The organism is Tahibacter sp., from assembly GCF_032229445.1.
Lineage (GTDB): Bacteria > Pseudomonadota > Gammaproteobacteria > Xanthomonadales > Rhodanobacteraceae > Tahibacter.
Window position 1 is genome coordinate 21,579 of record NZ_JAVTWC010000096.1, and the last position, 18,032, is coordinate 39,610.

An 18,032-nucleotide genomic window follows, 5' to 3' on the forward strand; every position below is an offset into this window, starting at 1 on the left:
GAGGTGCTGTTCTTATGCCGTTTCCGTCGCGGCGGTCTTGTCCGTGAACTCGCACAGGTCCCGTATCACGCAGGCCGGGCAATCCGGCTTGCGTGCCTTGCAGACGTAGCGGCCGTGCAGGATCAGCCAGTGATGGGCATCCTGCTTGAACGACGCGGGCACGGTCTTGTCGAGCTGGTCTTCGACCGTGCGCACGTTCTTGCCCCGAGCCAGTCCGGTGCGATTGGCGACGCGGAAGATGTGCGTATCCACAGCGATGGTCGGCTCGCCGAAGGCGGTGTTGAGCACGACATTCGCCGTCTTGCGTCCGACCCCGGGCAGCGCCTCGAGCGCTGCCCGGGTCCGCGGCACTTCGCCCGCGTAGTCCTCGACGAGGATGCGGCAGGTAGCGATCACGTTCCTGGCCTTTGCGTTAAACAGGCCGATCGTGGCGATGTATTTCTTGAGGCCTTCCTCGCCGAGCGCGAGTATCGCCGCCGGCGTATTGGCGACGGGAAACAGCTTGCGCGTCGCCTTGTTGACGCCCACGTCGGTGGCCTGGGCCGACAACGTGACTGCGACGAGCAGCTCGAATGGTGTCGAGTAGTCGAGTTCCGTCGTCGGCCGTGGATTGATTTCGCGCAGACGACGGAAGATTTCCTGGCGCTTGGCGTTGTTCATGGGGCGTCGATATCTCGTTCCGGCCCACTGGCCGGCAAGGGGCGCATGTGTTGCCACAGCGCGAGTGCCATGGCGGCGCTGATCGCAAGGCCGGGCGGAGACGCCAGCCACTGCGCGAGGCCGCTGACGAACTGGCGGCCGTCGTCCGGCGCGAATGCATCGACCATGCCGCGCAGCAGTCCGATCGCGATACAGGCCAGCGCAAGCGTCAGGCTCAACGCGCCCAGCGTGATGGCGTGCTGCGTCCGGTAGGTCCGCCACCAGGCCGCATTCGCTGCGGTCAGCGGCAACAGCGCGATCTGCGGCGGGTCGAGCACGCCATGTGCCGACAGAAACCAGCTCGCGAGCGCGACCGCGACGGCGCTCCACAGCGTGGCCGCGAACGCCTGGCGGCGTTGCGCCGCGCCGGCGAGATATAGCAATGTCTGCAACGACAGCAGTGTGACCAGTACGGCAACGCCCAGTCGCAGGCCGGAATGCGCGTCCTGTGCGGATAGCAGCAGCGGCGTCAGGAACAGCAGCGCGGCGGCGAACCGGGGCGCAGGCCCGATCAGCGGCGGTACGGTCGCCGCGAAAGGCGTCGTCGGTGCCATCAGTGCTCAGCCTCTTCGTCGAACCACTGCGGGCCATGCTCTGCATAGGCGGCCAGCACCGCCTGCACGCGCGCAAGGATCGCGCGCGGCGTCACGGTCGCGCCGGAGAACTGGTCGAAGTCTCCACCGTCGCGGCGTACGCGCCAGCGGGCTGGGGGCGTGTCCTGCAGCGAACGGTTGGACAGGGCACCGAGCCAGCGCCCGTCGTCGTGCTCGAACGCATCGCCGAGGCCGCGCGTCTCGCGATGGTCGATCACGCGTACGCCGAGCACGCGGCCATCGCGCGCGATGCCGATGCGCAGCCGGATCGGTCCGCCATAGCCCTGCGGGGCGATCGCATCGACGACGAGCGCGACAGGTTGGCCTTGATGTCGCGCACGCCACAGCGGCAACGCGTCGGCGCTGCCGAGGGCCGCCGCGTCGCGGACATCGATGCGGTCCCGCAACAGATCGTTGTCGTAGACCAGCGACCCGAGCACGCCGGCGATCCCGGCCGTGGCCTGTGCATCTGCGCGCCGGCGCAGGCCGTCGGTGCTGAGCCAGGCGGCCCCCACGAGCAGGCCTGCCGCGAGCAGCAGTTGCAGCACGCGATGGCCCGGGCGCGCTTCAGTCATGCGCGTCGTTCACGCGCGCAGCGTGTCCATAGATGCGCGGCCGCGTAACGCGATCGATCAGCGGTGCCGCCGCATTCATCAGCAGCACGGCGAAGGCGACGCCGTCCGGATAGTGGCCCCAGCGGCGTGTGGCCAGGGTCAGCGCGGCGACGCCGACACCGAAGACGAGTCGGCCGCGCGGCGACGTGCAGCCGCTGACCGGATCGGTCGCAACGAACCACGCGGCGAGCAGCAGCCCGCCGCTGCCGAGGTGTTGCAGCGGCGAAGGGTGTACTTCCGCGTCGAACAGCCAGAACGGCAGGGCCAGCAGCACGCAGCCGGCGATCACGCCGACGGGCGCCTGCCAGCTGACGATGCGCCGCCACAACAGATACAGGCCGCCGAGCAGGTAGGCCGTCGCGATCGCGGTCCAGGCGGCCGCCCGGCTATGCTGGAACAACGCATCGTTGTGGATTTCTCCCAGGCGTTGTCCCTGTATCGTCAGCTGGCGTAGCGCGTCGAGCGGCGTGGCCGAGGACAGCGTGTCCCACCCCGCGCTCGCGGCACCGGCGAAGATCACCCGCGCGGCCGCGGGCAGGTCCAACGTCGCGGCAGGCCACTGTGAAACCAGCCGCGGGAAGGCCAGCAGCACGACGGCGTAGCCGACCATCGCCGGATTGAACAGGTTGCAGCCGAGCCCTCCATAGGCGTGCTTGGCCAGGGCTACGGCTGCGAGCATGCCCAGCGCGCTGATCCACCACGGACTCGATGGGCCGATGCACAGGGCGAACAGCACCGCCGTGACCACGGCCGAGAGATCGCCGGGAAACGGTGCGGCGCGGACGCCGCGCAGGCGCAGGGACGCAGCTTCGATGGCCAGTGCGAAGGTGATCGCGAGCACGACCTGGATCAGTACGCCGATACCGAATACCCACGCGTGCACCGCGATGCCCGGCACCAGCGCGAGCAGCACCTCGGCCATGACCCGGCGCACGCGCACAGGTGCCGGCAGATGCGGCGAGCCGCCGGTGGCGAAGGTCTTCATGGCGCGTCCTCGCGCGGCGGCACATGGTCGGCGCTGACGGGTACGGTTTCGTGCGGCGGTTTCGCGCGCTCGGCGCGCTTGGCCTTGCCGCGCGCGATAGCGGCAAGCACGGCCGACTTGTCCATGGTCGGGGCGGGCGTCGCGGGTCCCTCGGCGACGGCCAGCGCAGCGCCACGCGCATCGGCCTCGGCGGGTTCGTTCTGCAGCGGCGCGACGACGGCCTGTTCCTGGGTCAGCTGTTCGCGCCGCGCGGCGACGCGGGCGACCTTGTCGGCCTGTTCGCGCGCCAGACGCCGGTTGCGCGCGAGAAAGCGCTCGCGCGCATGGTCGGCGCGGCGGCGTTCCGCGGTCGCCGTCGCGAGGGCCGACTTGCCGTTCCTGTACCAATCCACGAGTGGAATCTGCGACGGACAGACATAGGCGCAGCAGCCGCATTCGATGCAGTCGGCCAGGCCGAGCACGCCGGCGCCGGCCTGGTCGCCGTGGCGCAGCAGACGCAGCAGCTCCTGCGGCTGCAAGCGCACGGGGCAGGCGTCGGCGCAGTCGCCACAGCGGATGCACGGCAGTTCCGGCGCCGACTGGCGCACCTCGTCCTGCGTCAGCACGAGGACGGCATTGCTGGTCCGGGTCAGCGCGATCCCGTCGTGCGGCAGGGCCAGTCCCATCAATGGGCCGCCCAGCACCAGGCGTGCGGCGTCCGGCGTATAGCCGCCAGCCGCGGCGACCAGGGCCTCGATGGGCGTGCCCAGGCGTACCTCGAAGACGCCCGGCGCGACGACGCCGCGGCCCGCCAGGCTGATGATCCGCGTGGTCAGCGCCTCGCCGTGCGCCACCGCGCGCCACGCGGCCGCGGCGGTGGCGACATTCTGTACGGCCACGCCGATGGCAACCGGCCAGTCGCCGCTGGGCACTTCGCGGCCGCAGAGGACTTCGATCAGCTGGCGCTCGCCGCCCTGCGGATACACGGTCGGCACCAGCGCCACGCGCAGCGCGGGAAACCGATGCTGCTGCGCGCGAATCGCCGCCGCTGCTTCGTGCATGCGGTCTTCGAGCGCAATCGTCAGGTTCGTCGCGCCGGCGATATGCGCGAGCACGGCCGCACCCGCGACCACGTCGGCGGCGCGCTCGCGCATCAGCGCCTCGTCGCAGCCGATGTAGGGCTCGCACTCCGCGCCATTGACGATCAGCGTATCGAGCGGCCAGGCGAGTTTTTCCGCGGTCGCGTAGCCGGCGCCGCCGAGACCGACGATGCCCGCGTCCGCGAGGCGCCGGCGCAGGGCGTGTGGTGTTTCATCTGCCCAGCCGGGCAGCGGCGGCATCGGTGCGGTCGCGTCGTCGCCGTCCGCGTCCAGCACCAGCGTCGGTGCCGCCAGGCCGCTGGCATGCGCGATCGCCCGGTTCTCGATCGCGACGATGCGGCCTGAGGTCGGCGCCGGCAGCGCCGTGGCCAGCGCGTCGGCGGCGTGCGCCACCGCTTCGCCGCGAAGCACGTGCTGGCCGGGCTCGACCCGGCAATGCAGCGCACGGCCGCTGCTCTCGATCAGCGGCAGGTAAAGCCGCGACGGCGGCGGGCAGATTCGGATCGCGCCGACGGCGCTGGCGCGCGGTGGCGCGGCCAGGACGAGACCGCCGGAAATGCGATGCAGGGACATGGACGGGATTGTAGGCGGCTGCGGCCCCGGCCTTGAACCGGGCGGGTTCAGCCACCAACCCGTTGCGGTGCGCAGGGCCGGGCTGCATGGCATACTGCGGGACTTTGCAAGCCTGGGCGTTGCCCTGACCCGGGCCTCCAACCAGTGAGAGAACCATGGACTTTCTGATTTCGACGGCGCAGGCCCAGGCCGGCGCGCCCGCAGCGCCGGGCGGCGGGATGAGCTCGATTTTCATGATGATCGCGATGTTCGCGATCTTCTATTTCATGCTGATCCGCCCGCAGATGAAGCGCGCCAAGGAACAGCGCGCGATGGTCGCTGCACTCGCCGCCGGCGATGAAGTCGCCACCAGCACCGGCATGCTCGGCACCATTACCGACATCAGCGAGACCTACGTCAGCGTCGAGATCGCGCCGAACGTGGTCGTGAAGCTGCAGAAGCAGGCCATTACCGCCGTGCTTCCCAAGGGCACGCTGAAGTCTGCTTGAAACCTGCTGCGCCGGAGACCCCGGCGCAGTTTGCGTGCAGGCTGTCGAAAACAGCCTGTGACAATTTTTCAGACACGTCGACCGTGCGCGGGCCGGCCCCGCCACACCGGATCAACCTGGGATTCATGGCATGAACGAGTTTCCCCGCTGGAAGTACGCGCTGGTTGCCGTAGCGCTGTTTTTTGGATTTATCTACGCGCTGCCCAACCTGTTCCCCAAGGAACCGGCCGTGCAGATTTCGGCCAACCGTGGTTTCACGGTGGACACGGCGCTGAAGGAAAAGGTGCAGGGTCTGCTGGAAACGCAGAAGGTCGGCTTCGAGTCCATCGGCATCGACGGTGACCGTCTGCTGATCCGCTTTCCGGACACCATCGTGCAGGCCAAGGGTTCTGACGTCCTGCGCAGCGAGCTTGGCGAAAACTACGTCGTAGCGCTGAATCTGGCTTCGACCGTGCCGGGATGGCTCGATGCGATCTACGCACGCTCCATGCCGCTGGGCCTCGACCTGCAGGGCGGCGTGCACTTCCTGATGGAAGTCGACCAGAAGGCCGTGCTCGAGAAGCAAGAGACGCACTACTCGCAAGAAATCGTCACGATTGCGCGCGACAAGAAGATTCCCGGCGTCACCGCCAGCCGCAGCGCCCAGGGCATCGTCGCGATCACGCGCAGCGCGGCCGACCGCGACCGCCTCGCTGCTGAACTTGGGAAGGCGACACCGGAACTGCAGCTCAGCAACGGCACCAGCAGCGACAGCGGCTATTCCCTGATCGCCAAGGTCAGTGAAGCGAAAGTGCGCGAGCTGGCAACCAACACGATCAAGCAGAACCTCGGCACGCTGCGCAACCGCGTGAACGAACTCGGCGTGTCCGAACCCATCATTGCGCAGCAGGGTGATTCGCGCATCGTGGTCGAGCTGCCGGGCGTGCAGGACACGGCGGCGGCGAAGAAGATCCTCGGCGCGACTGCGACGCTGGAATACCGCGCCGTGGACACCAGCATCGAAGCGCAGTCCGCGGCCAGCGGCGGCATCGTGCCGGCCGACGCGAAGCTGTACACCCGCCGCGGAACCGGCGCCCCGGTGCTGCTCAAGAAGAAGGTCATCGCCAGCGGTGCGGATCTCGTCAGCGCCACGGCGCTTCCGGACCAGATGAGCGGCACGCCGTCGGTGTCGATCAAGCTCGGCAGCCAGGGCGCCAAGCGCATGCTCGACTTCACCATGCAGAACGTCGGCAAGCCGATGGCCGTGGTCTATACCGAGCGCATTCCCGATGTGAAAGTCATCGACGGCAAGGAAGTGCGCACCGCGAGGATCAAGGAAGAGGTCATCAACGTCGCGACCATCCAGAGCGTCTTCAGCTCGCAGTTCCAGACCACCGGCCTGGAAAGCATGAAGGAAGCGAACGAGCTTGCGCTGTTCCTGCGCGCCGGTTCACTCGCCGCGCCGGTCGACATCGTCGAGGAGCGCGTGATCGGTCCGAGCCTCGGCCAGGACAACATCCGCAAGGGCATCATCGCGGTGATCCTCGGGGTCACCCTCGTCGTGATCTTCGTCGGCCTGTACTACAAGCTTTTCGGCCTGATCGCCGATGCGGCGCTGCTGCTGAACCTCGTGCTGCTCGTCGCGATCCTGTCGCTGTTCCAGGCCACGCTGACCCTGCCCAGCATCGCCGGCATCGTGCTGACGTTAGGCATGGCCATCGACGCGAACGTGCTGATCTGCGAACGAATACGCGAGGAATTGCGCAACGGCTCGACGCCGATGGCGGCGATCAGCCGCGGCTACGACAAGGCCTGGGCGACGATCCTCGACGCCAACGTGACCCACCTGATCGCCGCGTTCGGCCTGATGGCCTTCGGTTCCGGCCCGATCAAGGGCTTCGCCATCACGCTCGCCATCGGCATCGTGACCTCGATGTTCACCTCGGTCATGGTCACTCACGTGCTGGTCGGACTGATCTTCAACGGCCGCCGCGTCAAGACCCTTTCGGTCTGATCCAGGAATTCGATACCCATGGAACTTTTCAAGTCCGAAACCAATTTTGACTTCATGGCCTGGCGCAAGCCGAGCCTCATCATCTCGGCGCTGCTGATAATTCTCGCCGTCGCCATCATCTTCGGTCGCGGCCTGCATTACGGCCTGGACTTCGAAGGCGGCGCGATGATCGAGGTCAAGTACGCCCAGCCGGCGGAGATCGCCGACATCCGCAGCGCGCTGGAAACTGCTGGCCTCAAGAATGCGATCGTGCAGGGTCTGGGCACGACGACGGAGTACGCCATCCGTATCAAGCCCGAGGACGGCGCGGCAGCGGCACACGCCGAGCCGGCCAAGCCTGATCCGGCGGCGACAGAAGCCGCCAAACCCGAAGGCGACGCGACCAAGGCGGCTGCCGACAAGGCCGCGGTACCGGAGAGTGGCATCACCAAGGCCGATACCGACAAGATCGCCGCCGAGGTGCTGGCGGCGCTGAAAAAGACACGCAGCGACGCCAGCGTCACGCGCAGCGACTTCGTCGGTTCCAGCGTCGGCGAGGAACTGCGCGAGCAGGGTCTGGTCGCGGTGCTGTTCGTGATCCTTGGCATCATGGTCTACCTGTGGCTGCGCTTCGAATGGCGCTTCGCCGTCGCAGCGGTGGCCAGCGAAATCCACGACACCCTGATCACGGTCGGTATCTTCGCGTTGACCGGCCGGGAATTCGACCTGCCGGCGCTCGCCGCGGTGCTGTCGGTGGTCGGTTACTCGATCAACGACAAGGTCGTCGTGTTCGATCGCGTGCGCGAAATCTTCCGCTCGTCGCGCAAGGGCGAGCCCTACGAAATCCTCAACCGTTCGATCAACTCGACCATGTCGCGCACGATCATGACCGGTCTGACCACCAGTCTGGCGGTCGGTACGCTGTATTTCGTCGGCGGCCCGGCGCTGGAGAACTTCGGCCTCATCATGCTGATCGGTATCCTGATCGGTACGCTGTCGTCGGTGTTCTTCGCCAACCCGATCCTGCTGTGGCTCGGCGTATCCAAGCAGGACCTGATGCCCAGGACCAAGGAAGATCCCGAACTCGCCGCCCGCCCATAAGCGTCCGGCTTCGCTTCGCATTGCATTGCGGCCCGGGAAACCGGGCCGTTTGCGTTGGCGGCCGTGCGCCGAGTCCTGGCGGGCTGCTAAGGTGCGTGCCTCCGGCCACTACGGCCCTCGTCGCAATCCTACGCATGCCTTCGCGCCGCTCCACCGTTTCGGCGGCCACCGACTCCGCGGGCCGCGCGTCCGCTACGCGCCATGCGGACTTGCCGGCGCCGTTGCGGCAGCGCATGGCTGCGGCCGCCGAACACTTGGCCGCCGACAGCCTCGCCGAAACGCTCGCGGCGCTGTCGCCGGTGCTCGCGGCCCATGCACAGCATCCCGAGGCATTGCGTCTGCTCGGCATCGTGCTGCATAAGAGCGGACAGCCGCAGGACGCGATCGATGCCTACCGGCAGGCATTGCAGACGGCGCCCGACGATGCCTTGCTATGGAACAACCTCGGCAGCGCGCAGCGCGCGGCCGGTGACGGTGACGGCGCCGCCGATTCGTTCCGGCGTGCGACCGAACTCGCGCCGCGGCTCGCCGCGGCCTGGTACAACCTCGGCAAGATGTACAAGACTCAAGGACGTCTCGAGCTGGCGCGTCCGGCACTGGAGCGCGCGCTGCAGTGCGACCGCACGCATGTCCCGGCGCGCGTGACGCTTGGCGAGACCCTGCGTTCGCTCGGAGAGGTCGATGCGGCGATCGCCGCGTTCGAGCATGCCATTCGCGACGAGCCCAGGGCCGGCGGTGCGTGGTACGCGCTCGCTGATCTGAAGACCTACCGCTTCAACGCGTCGCAAGCCTCGCGCCTGCAGCAACTTCTTGCTGGTAGCGGGTTATCCGACGAGCAACACGTTTTCATCGGCTTCGCCGCTGCCAAGGCGTTCGACGATCTGGGTCGATACGATGAGGCCTATTCGGCGCTGGTCGAAGCCAACCGCCGCAAGCGCGCAAGCTTCACCGGCTGGGACAGCGCTGCGCTGGCGCAGCACTACGAGCGCATCGGTGCGGCGTTTCTGCAGCCGGCGCCACAGCCGCTCGACGCGCAGCTGGGTGTGGAGGCGATCTTCGTCGTCAGCCTGCCCCGATCGGGGTCGACGCTGACCGAGCAGATCCTGGCGGCGCACAGCTGCGTCAATGCCGCCGGCGAGATGCCCGACCTGGCCCAGATTCTCGACGCTGAGTCGGCACGGCGTGGCAGCGTGTTTCCGCACTGGGTCGAGCGGGCGACTGCGGCAGACTGGGACCGGCTCGGGCGCGAGTACCTGCAGCGCTCGTTGCGCTGGCGCGGCGCGGCAGCGCGCTTTACCGACAAGAGCTTGGCCAACTGGCCGCTGGTCGGTGCCATACGCCGCATGCTGCCGGCGGCGCGCATCGTCAACTGCCGTCGCGACCCGGTCGAAAACTGCCTGTCCTGCTTTCGCCAGCTGTTCGCGCAAAGTCACGAGTATTCCTACGACCTGGACGACATGGCCCGGCAGTGGCGCAGCTACGACCGGCTCAGCCAGCAATGGGCGGCGCAGTTTCCGGGACACGTTTTCGACAGTGCCTACGAGCTGCTGGTGCGTGAGCCGGAGCGGTACATCCCCACCTTGCTGGCGTTCTGCGGACTGGCGTTCGAGGCGGCCTGTCTCGAACCGCATCGTGTCCAGCGCAGCGTGCGCACGGCGAGCGCCGCACAAGTGCGCCAGCCGATCAGCGCGACGCGCGCGCGGGCAATACGCTACCCAGTGGCCGAGAAAATCCTGCGCGGCGCCTTGGCATCGCCGTCGCGCTAGTGTCCTGTCCGATAAACACGTTGGAGAAATTCCGGACGGAGTCATTTGATGGCAATGGCGCGGCAGGCTAGCCCGCATTTCTCACATGCCTTCTCACGCGGCCCCGATTCGCTCGCCTTGACGCGCGGTGCTCCCTCGTGTCGGCTGGGCGTAGCGTAGACTGCCTTTGCCGTCACTCAGTCGGCGGCGTGCATCAGGACGGCGTCTCGACGGCCTCGCTACGAACGGGAGTGAGAAATGCGGCCTAGGCCCACAGGCCTATGGTAATCCGGCAGAAAATGTGACCTGATTCGCATATAAGCCTTCAAAATCCCGGCTGTCCACACGGACGGGGTGGTGTCGGCGTTTTTCCAACCGTGGTTGGGTCAGGGCTCGGCGTCACGGCGGGCATTCATCAGGAATCAGGGATCTGTACATGAAATCAACTGCAATGCTTCTCGCTGCCGCCGCAGCCGCTGTCGGTGTCTCCGCTGCGCCGGCGGCCGACGCCGCCGGTCGTCGCGAGTCATTCAAGGCGGTCCAGTCGCGACCGACCATCGTGCCAGCACCCAACGGCGGCAATATCGTCCTGTACGACCAGCTACCCAACGCGGCCAAGAGTGGCGCGCTGTCAGCGCAGTTTTCTTCCAGCAGCGGCGCGCCCTACGACTCCGAAGGCGCTGACGATTTCGTCGTGCCGGCGGCCGGCTGGCGCATCGCGACGGCCGAGTTCGCCGCTTTTGCCGGCGGCACCACGACCGGCGCCTACCCGACAACGGCCAATGTGCGCGTGTTCACCAATAATGCAGGCGTGCCGTCGACGACCGTGGTCTGCAACTACCCGTTGGCGACGGTCACGTATGACGTCAAGAGCCAGATCGCGACCGTGGTCTTGCCAACGGTTTGCGATCTGACCACGCCCGGTACGTACTGGATCTCCTACCAGCCGATCTATGACTTCGGCGCGTCGGGCGGTGATTTCTACTGGAACCTCGCCACGCCGCAGGCCGGTGTGATCGGCCAGTGGCGCAATCCGGGTGATGGGTTCGAGAGCGGCTGCACCGATTGGGGTCCGACCACATCCTGCGGCTTCACCGTGCCGGACTACGCGTTCCGCCTCTCCGGTGTGGTGCTGCCGGTAAGCCTGCAGTCGTTCAGCATCGACTGATGCCGGCCGCGCCGGCTCTGGCCGTGCGCTTCGGCGGAAACAAAAACGCGGCTGAAAGGCCGCGTTTTTCGTTTCGGAGGACCAGCCACCTGGCTAGCGCGCCAGCAGCTCCGGCGTCAGCAGCGGCTGGATGATGTTGACCATGTCGAACACGACCTTGTGATTGCCGGCGAGGAGGTTGCCCGATTCCGGAAGGCCGTCACGGCCGGCCATGTCGCAGTAGCGGCCTCCGGCTTCACGCACCAGCAGGCAGCCCGCGGCCATGTCCCAGACCTTCAGGCCGGTCTCGTAATAGCCGTCGATGCGGCCGCAGGCGATGTAGGCCAGGTCCAGTGCGGCCGAGCCGGTGCGGCGGATGTCCTCGGCGCTGGCAAGCAGGGCCTTGGTCATGTCCATCTGCGCGTCGAGATGGCGGCGTTGGCGATACGGAAAACCGGTGCAGAGCAGCGCGCCGGCGACGCTTTCGCGGGTTGTGACGCGGATGCGGCGGTCATTGAGGAACGCACCATCGCCCTTGCTCGCGGTGAAAGTCTCGTCGCGCAGCGGGTCATAGATCACGCCGTAGATCGGGTCGCCGGCGTCGAGCATCGCGATCGACACGCAGAAATGCGGAAAACCGCGCAGGAAATTGTGCGTGCCGTCGAGCGGGTCGATGACCCAGGTCTGGCGCGAGCGGCCCTGTTCGCCGGTTTCCTCGCCGATGAAGGCATGGCCCGGATAGGCGCGCTTGAGGTCGCGGATGATCAGCTGTTCGGCCATGCGGTCGACTTCGGAAACGAAGTCCATGCGCTCTTTCTCGTGTACGGCAAGGCCTTCGACACGGTTGATGTTGCGCGCGATCAGATTGCCGGCGGCACGGGCGGCGCGGACCGCGACATTGATGGCGGGTCTGGGCATGGAAACTCCGATCGGATGGCTTGAATAAAGAGCGTCGCCGACGGCGGGGCCGGCGCGGGGCGCGAAGGGTAGCAGAGGGCTGCTGGAAGGGCCAGAAACGCGGGCGGCGGCGGCGAGAAACGATTGGAGGGAAGTGAGTAAAGGAGCGAGCGCTGCCTCGCCCTGTCGACTGGTTTCTCAGTTCTCTTCCCTCGTTCCTGCCGTACGTCCGATATGCTCAGGCGCCGCTCTGCGTCCGCCGCCTCGCTATGTCCGACATCTCCACTTCCGCCGCGCGCGTCCGATTCGTCCTCGTGCGCACGTCACAGCCTGGCAATATCGGTGCCGCGGCGCGTGCAATCCGCACCATGGGCTTCTCGCGGCTGGTGCTCGTGGCGCCGCAGCGCTACCCAGATCCGGAGGCCACCGCATTCGCGTCCGGCGCCGACACGGTGCTGGATCAGGCCGTCGTCGTGCCTGACCTGCGCAGTGCCATCGCCGATTGCAGGACGGTCTATGGCGCGACCGCGCGCCAGCGCGCCGTCGCGCTGCAGGAATTCACGCCGCGCGAAGTGGCGCCCCGGGTACATGACGCGGCGCTGGCTGGAGGCGAGATCGCGCTGGTGTTCGGCAACGAGCGCACCGGACTCGAGAACGACGAGCTCGCGCTGTGCCATGGCGCCGTGCACATACCAGCGGCGCCGGACTACAGCTCGCTGAATCTGGCCCAGGCGGTGCAGGTGCTCGCCTACGAACTGCGCGTAGCGTTTCTCGGCAATCCGTCGGCGCCGGCGCCGCACCGCACTGATCCGGTCGCTTCGGCCGGACAGATGGAAGGCTTCTTCGAGCACCTGTCCACGACGCTCGACGACATCGAGTTCCACAAGGGGCGGTCGCCCGAGACCATCATGCTGCGCCTGCGCAAGCTGTTCCTGCGCGCGCAGCCCGACGAACGCGAATTGCGCGTGCTGCGCGGCATCCTGGCCGACGCGCAGCGCATGGCGAGACTCGCGCGCCCGCGCTGAACGCCGCGCCGCCACCGCGGCTTCAGCGTCAGCCGAAGAAGTGCCTGACCAGCGACACCATCGCGCTGCTCAGGCTGCCGACCATGGCGGTCGACACGATCGTCGCACCCCACACCAGCGCGAGCAGCACGCCGTCGCGCTCGATCAGGGCCACGCCGAAAGCAAGGATGAGGAGGCCGAACGGGTAGTTCGTGAACGGTATCGGCAGCGCGAGCAGGATGCCGAGCAGGATCAGCATGAGTCCGCTGAAATGGCTGTACGGTTTGCGCGTGATCTGTTCCCAGCGCGGCCGGCAGACGCGCTCCAGGCGCGCGAACATCGGGTTCATGCGTGCGACGAAGGCTTCGACCGAATGGCGTGGGAAGCCGTGCTGGCGCGCGAATCGCGGTAGCCACGGCCGCGGCATGCCCCATAGCATCTGCGCGCCGATCAGCACGAGCGAGGTGCCACAGACGCCGCCGACGCCCATCGGTATCGGGATGAAATTCGGCAGCGACAGTAGCACCACGAGAAACCCGTAGGCACGGGCTTCCAGCGGCGCGATGAACTGCTCGAGCGAAATCGTATCGCCGGTATTCTGGTCGAGCGCCTGCTGGAAAAGTTCGGTCGTGCGCGGATCGTGCGGGCGGGTCATCCGTGATTCTCGTCTGCCCGCTACGGGGTGGCTTCGGTGGTGATGCGGGCGATCAGCAGTTTGTCAATGCGCGGACCGTCGAGATCGACGACCTCGAAGCGCAGATCACGCCAGCGAAACGATTCGCCGACCTGCGGAATGCGGCCGAACTGGACCATGACCATGCCGGCCGCTGTGCGGAAATCGTGGTCTTCCTCGTTCGGCAGCTGATTCAGGCCGAACAGTTCGCGCAGATCGTCGGTGCCGAGCGCGCCATCGATGAGATAGCTGCCGTCCTCGCGCCGCACGATCGGCGCGCCGCTCACCTCGACGTTCGAACTGGCGGTCTTGCCGAGCACGGCGGCGAGCACGTCGTTGAGGCTGACCAGTCCTTCGATGTCGCCGTACTCGTCGACCACGAGCGCGACGGTGGCCTCGGCCTCGCGCAATTCTTCGAGCAGATCCAGCGCGCGTGCGGCCGAAGTGACGAACAGCGGCTTGTTCAGGGTGCGGAACAGGTCGATGTTCGGCGAACCCAGCGAATCCAGCAGCGACTTGGTCTCGAGTATGCCGACCACTTCCTGCTCGTTGCCGTTGCGGTAGACCGGGTAGCGCGAATACGGGGTCGAGTGCATGACCGCGAGGTTCTCCGCGAGCGGCGCGGCAATGTCCAGCCAGGCGATGCGCGTACGCGGCGTCATCAGGCTGGTGACCTGGCGGTCGCCCAGCCGCAGCACGCGGTTGACCATGTTGTGCTCGTCGCTGTCGATGACGCCCTGCTCGGCGCTCTCGGCCACGAGCAGGCGGATTTCCTCTTCCGTCACCGGATCGCGTGAGCCGCGGTCCAGGCGCAGTGCCTTGAGCAACACGCGCGTACTGAAAGTCAGCAACACGACGAACGGCATGGCGACGGTCGCGAACACGCGCATCGGATAGGCGATCCAGACCGCGAACCGCTCCGGCGCAACCAGCGCCAGCCGCTTGGGCAGCAGCTCGCCGACGATGATGGAGACGTAGGTGATCGCACCGACGCTGACGGCGAGGCCGATCCCGTTGGCCAGGTCGAGCTCGACGCCGCGACCCTGCAGGAAAAGGCTGATGCGCGCGCCGATGGTGGCGCCGCCGTAGACGCCGGTCAGCACGCTGATCAGCGTGATGCCCACCTGGACCGTGGACAGGAAGCGTTCGGGATTCTCGGTCAGGCGCAGTGCGTTCTGTGCACGCGTGCTCGTCTCGGCCATCTGCTTGAGACGTGACTTGCGCGCCGTGACCACGGACATCTCCGACAGCGCGAAGAAACCGTTCAGCAGGATGAGGAGCAGGACAAGCGATATCTCGGTCAGCATTGCGCAGCGTGCGGTCCCAGGCAGGCCAGTGTAACAGCCCCGCGTGACGGCCCCATGCGGGAGCGCCCTGCGCGCGTGCGTGCCCAGGGGTGCGCGGCTGCTGTAACATGAATGTCATCGAAACGACATATTTTTGTCACGCCCGTCGCGACAAGAGGCGGTGCTGTGACTCTTTTTTCTTTCTGAATCAACGTGCTGGCGAGCAGGGGCGACAAGGCCATGTTTTCTTTACAGACCATCTTCGGCAAGGGCGACAAGTTCTACGGGCTGCTCGAATCGAGCGCCGGCGCAGCGCGACGCAGCGCGGCGGCCCTGACCGAGTTTCTTGCCCAGGGCGGCGGTGAGGAGAAATCGCTGGACGAATTCCGTCTGGCGCGCCAGCGCGAGAAGAAGCTCGCCGCCGAGATCAGCGAAGCCCTCGTCAACACCTTCGTGACGGCGCTGGAGCGCGAGGACATCGAAGCCCTGTCCGGCGCGCTGTACAAGATTCCGAAGGTCATCGAAAAATTCGCCGAACGTCATTCGCTGGTCGGCGACAGTCTTGGCGACGTCGATTTCGTCTCGCGCGCGCGCATGCTCGAGAAGGCCTGCGATGTGCTCGAGAAGATGGTGCGCCAGCTGCGCGCGATGAAGCTCGAAGCCATGAAGGAGCTCAACGACGAGTTGCAGGCGCTGGAGAACGAGGCCGACCGTCTCATTCTCGATCTGTACCGCGACATGTACCGCAACGAGAAAGACCCGGTGCGCTTCCTGTTGCGCAAGGACCTGTTCGAAATCCTGGAGAAAGCGATCGACCGCTGCCGCGACGCCGGCAACGTGGTCTACGCGATCGTGCTGAAGAACTCCTGAGGCGCGCGCCGTGGATCTGACCCTGGTCTTCAGCGTGATTGTGATCGCGCTCGTCTTCGAATATATCAACGGCTTCCACGACACGGCCAACTCGATCGCGACCGTGGTCGCGACCAAGGTGCTGAGTCCGACTCAGGCCGTGATGCTCGCCGCCGGCATGAACCTGATCGGCGCGCTCTGGGGCACGGCCGTGGCCAAGACCATCGCCTCGGGCCTGGTCGACACCGGCGTGGTCAACGTGACCTCGATGGTGCTGATCTGTGCCTTGTCCGGTGGTGTGATCTGGAACCTGATCACCTGGTGGTGGGGCCTGCCGTCGTCGTCCTCGCATGCGCTGGTCGGTGGCCTGTGCGGCGCCGCGTTCGCCGCCTCGGGCGGCAACTTCGACGCGATCATCTGGCACATCCCCGGGGGCGAACACTGGTGGCAGGGCAAGGGCCTGCTGCCCAAGGTCGTGCTGCCGATGATCATCTCGCCGCTGGCCGGGTTCATTCTCGGCTTCGTCATCATGGGCCTGCTGTTCGCGCTGTTCTCCTTCCTCGCCGATCGCAATGGCGTGCTGCAGAAGATGGGCCGGCCACGCTTTGCCAATGCGCTGTTCGGCAAGCTGCAGATCGTCTCGGCCAGCGCGATGGGCTGGGCACACGGCTCAAACGACGCGCAGAAGACCATGGGCATCATCGCACTCGCGCTGGCGTCCGCCGGCGTCGCCGGACAGCTCGACAACTTGCCGCAATGGCTGCAGTTCCTGCATCTGGATGCCGATCCGAAGAATCTCGAGATACCACTCTGGATAAAGCTGACCTGCGCCGTCGTCATGGCCGCGGGTACCGCCGCAGGCGGCTGGCGCATCATCAAGACGCTGGGCCACAAGCTGGTCAAACTGCACCCGGTGCACGGCTTCGCCGCGGAGACCGCGTCGGCGACCATGATCCTGACGGCATCGAGCCTCGGCATCCCGGTGTCGACGACGCACAACATCTCCGCCGCGATCATGGGTGTCGGCACGGCCAAGCGCCTCAACGCAATCCGGTGGACCGTGGTCGAGCGCATGATCTGGGCCTGGATACTGACCTTGCCGATCGCCGCCGGGCTGGCCTATCTGCTGGTCAAGCTCGCGCATGCGGTGGGGCTGCCGATCTAGTGTAGTGCTTCGTTTTTCTTGGAGCTTAAGGAGCGATTGGCGCGGATGACCTTCTGCAAGATGTCATTGGCTTTGGCGGTCCAAACGAATGGCTTAGGTTTCTTGTTGTGGGAGGCGATGAATTCCTTGATCGCAGCGATCAGTTCGCGAACGCTGCGGAATACGCCTCGACGCAAGCGATCAGTTGTGATGTCGCGGAAGAAGCGCTCCACCATGTTGAGCCACGAGGCCGACGTCGGCGTGAAGTGAATATGGAAGCGCGGATGCTTCCCCAACCACTCCGTGACCGTGGGATGCTTGTGCGTCGCGTAGTTGTCGCAGATCAGATGCAGCGTCTTTTCCTTGGGCGTTTCCCGATCGATCTGGCGCAAGAAGCGCAACCATTCGGTGTGACGGTGACGCTCTTCGCAACGAGCGATGACAGATCCATCGAGAGTACTGAGCGCCGCGAACAGCGTAGTGGTGCCGTGGCGCTTGTAGTCGTGCGTCATCGTTTGCGCACGTCCCTTCTTGAGTGGCAAGCCGGGCTGCGTGCGGTCCAGTGCCTGTACTTGACTCTTCTCATCACAACACAACACCAGCGCGTGCTCCGGCGGCGAGAGGTACAACCCGACGATGTCTTCGAGCTTCTCCACAAACTGCGGATCGCGCGACACCTTGAACGTTTCGGTCCGGTGTGGTTTGAGTCCGTTAGCGCGCCAGACCCGCAGCACGGTCGAATCGCTGACACCCAGGTGCGCCGCGAGTTTCCGCGTGCTCCAGTGCGTGGCTGCCTCGGGGAGTGTCTGCGTGGTCACGCGCACGATCTGAGCGACATCGACACGCACTTTGCGGCCGCTGCGCGGCAGATCCGATTCAATCGCCACAATACCGCCCTGCGCGAAGCGCTCACGCCACCGCGCGACCTGGATGCGCCCAATGCCAAGCTCCGCTGCAATCGTGTGGTTGTCCAACCCTTCCGACGCGCGAAGAATAATGAGCGCTCGACGCGCAAGCCTCACCTCGGCCGTGTTCGAGCGCGCCCACCGCTCCAATTGACGCCGCTGCTCAGACGTCAACTCGATTGTGCTTGCCTTACGCATTGCCACCTCCTGCTGCCCAGGATCCTCTGGGACAGCAGGAAAATCAATAAGGTTCATTAATTGCGGAGCACTACACTAGC

Annotated in this window: 17 protein-coding genes; 8 read left to right on the plus strand and 9 right to left on the minus strand. The window is 66.3% G+C overall.

The window, feature by feature from the left end; translation table 11 throughout:
* Positions 1 to 12: 12 nt before the first annotated feature.
* Genes nth through rsxC form a run of 5 tightly spaced genes read right to left on the minus strand, consistent with a single transcriptional unit; the run spans position 13 to position 4,543 of the window.
* Entirely contained in the window at positions 13 to 660 is a 648-nt protein-coding gene (gene nth, locus RUU78_RS16405) for an endonuclease III (protein ID WP_313918493.1), read from the minus strand.
* Positions 657 to 1,253, minus strand: a complete 597-nt coding sequence (locus RUU78_RS16410; protein WP_313918494.1) for a hypothetical protein — start codon at positions 1,251 to 1,253, stop codon at positions 657 to 659. Before RUU78_RS16410 ends, nth begins: the two co-directional genes overlap by 4 nt.
* Positions 1,253 to 1,867 (minus strand): RnfABCDGE type electron transport complex subunit G, encoded by a 615-nt coding sequence (locus tag RUU78_RS16415; protein WP_313918496.1) that lies wholly within the window; start codon positions 1,865 to 1,867, stop codon positions 1,253 to 1,255. Before RUU78_RS16415 ends, RUU78_RS16410 begins: the two co-directional genes overlap by 1 nt.
* On the minus strand, positions 1,860 to 2,891 hold the full coding sequence (locus RUU78_RS16420) for an RnfABCDGE type electron transport complex subunit D (RefSeq protein WP_313918498.1): 1,032 nt from the start codon (positions 2,889 to 2,891) through the stop codon (positions 1,860 to 1,862). The genes RUU78_RS16415 and RUU78_RS16420 overlap by 8 nt, the downstream gene beginning before the upstream one ends.
* Positions 2,888 to 4,543, minus strand: coding sequence for an electron transport complex subunit RsxC (gene rsxC / locus RUU78_RS16425; RefSeq protein WP_313918501.1), 1,656 nt, complete (start codon positions 4,541 to 4,543; stop codon positions 2,888 to 2,890). The genes RUU78_RS16420 and rsxC overlap by 4 nt, the downstream gene beginning before the upstream one ends.
* Positions 4,544 to 4,698: 155 nt before the next feature.
* Between rsxC and yajC the strand changes: the two genes are divergently transcribed.
* From yajC to RUU78_RS16450, 5 genes are all read left to right on the plus strand, one after another.
* Positions 4,699 to 5,031: a preprotein translocase subunit YajC gene (yajC, locus tag RUU78_RS16430; protein WP_313918503.1), complete on the plus strand. Its 333-nt coding sequence runs from the start codon at positions 4,699 to 4,701 to the stop codon at positions 5,029 to 5,031.
* A 130-nt stretch (positions 5,032 to 5,161) separates the two neighbouring features.
* Entirely contained in the window at positions 5,162 to 7,024 is a 1,863-nt protein-coding gene (secD, locus tag RUU78_RS16435) for a protein translocase subunit SecD (protein ID WP_313918505.1), read from the plus strand.
* A gap of 18 nt (positions 7,025 to 7,042) precedes the next feature.
* Positions 7,043 to 8,104 carry a protein translocase subunit SecF gene (gene secF / locus RUU78_RS16440; protein ID WP_313918507.1) on the plus strand — a complete coding sequence of 354 codons (1,062 nt, stop codon included), beginning with the start codon at positions 7,043 to 7,045 and terminating at the stop codon, positions 8,102 to 8,104.
* A gap of 134 nt (positions 8,105 to 8,238) precedes the next feature.
* The gene (locus RUU78_RS16445) at positions 8,239 to 9,870 is read left to right on the plus strand and encodes a sulfotransferase (protein ID WP_313918510.1); all 1,632 of its coding nucleotides are present in this window, start codon (positions 8,239 to 8,241) and stop codon (positions 9,868 to 9,870) included.
* Positions 9,871 to 10,285: 415 nt separating this feature from the next.
* On the plus strand, positions 10,286 to 11,017 hold the full coding sequence (locus RUU78_RS16450) for a hypothetical protein (RefSeq protein ID WP_313918512.1): 732 nt from the start codon (positions 10,286 to 10,288) through the stop codon (positions 11,015 to 11,017).
* A gap of 93 nt (positions 11,018 to 11,110) precedes the next feature.
* Here the strand turns inward: RUU78_RS16450 and RUU78_RS16455 are convergent, their stop codons facing one another.
* Complete coding sequence (locus tag RUU78_RS16455; RefSeq protein WP_313918514.1) at positions 11,111 to 11,914, minus strand: inositol monophosphatase family protein; 804 nt, start codon at positions 11,912 to 11,914, stop codon at positions 11,111 to 11,113.
* 248 nt (positions 11,915 to 12,162) lie between these two features.
* Here RUU78_RS16455 and RUU78_RS16460 point away from each other — a divergent pair, with 248 nt between their 5' ends.
* Positions 12,163 to 12,918 carry an RNA methyltransferase gene (locus RUU78_RS16460; RefSeq protein WP_313918516.1) on the plus strand — a complete coding sequence of 252 codons (756 nt, stop codon included), beginning with the start codon at positions 12,163 to 12,165 and terminating at the stop codon, positions 12,916 to 12,918.
* A gap of 28 nt (positions 12,919 to 12,946) precedes the next feature.
* Here the strand turns inward: RUU78_RS16460 and RUU78_RS16465 are convergent, their stop codons facing one another.
* On the minus strand, positions 12,947 to 13,552 hold the full coding sequence (locus RUU78_RS16465; protein ID WP_313918518.1) for an exopolysaccharide biosynthesis protein: 606 nt from the start codon (positions 13,550 to 13,552) through the stop codon (positions 12,947 to 12,949).
* A 20-nt stretch (positions 13,553 to 13,572) separates the two neighbouring features.
* A complete protein-coding gene (locus tag RUU78_RS16470) occupies positions 13,573 to 14,877 on the minus strand; it encodes a hemolysin family protein (RefSeq protein ID WP_313918520.1) in 1,305 nt (434 codons plus the stop codon).
* A 219-nt stretch (positions 14,878 to 15,096) separates the two neighbouring features.
* On the opposite strand from RUU78_RS16470, the gene RUU78_RS16475 reads away from it, so the two are divergent.
* Positions 15,097 to 15,726 carry a pit accessory protein gene (locus RUU78_RS16475; RefSeq protein ID WP_313918523.1) on the plus strand — a complete coding sequence of 210 codons (630 nt, stop codon included), beginning with the start codon at positions 15,097 to 15,099 and terminating at the stop codon, positions 15,724 to 15,726.
* A 16-nt stretch (positions 15,727 to 15,742) separates the two neighbouring features.
* Positions 15,743 to 16,870, plus strand: a complete 1,128-nt coding sequence (locus RUU78_RS16480; protein WP_313918525.1) for an inorganic phosphate transporter — start codon at positions 15,743 to 15,745, stop codon at positions 16,868 to 16,870.
* Here RUU78_RS16480 and RUU78_RS16485 read toward each other — a convergent pair.
* Positions 16,867 to 17,952, minus strand: a complete 1,086-nt coding sequence (locus RUU78_RS16485) for an IS630 family transposase (protein ID WP_313918521.1) — start codon at positions 17,950 to 17,952, stop codon at positions 16,867 to 16,869. The genes RUU78_RS16480 and RUU78_RS16485 overlap by 4 nt on opposite strands.
* Between the last annotated feature and the right edge of the window lie 80 nt (positions 17,953 to 18,032).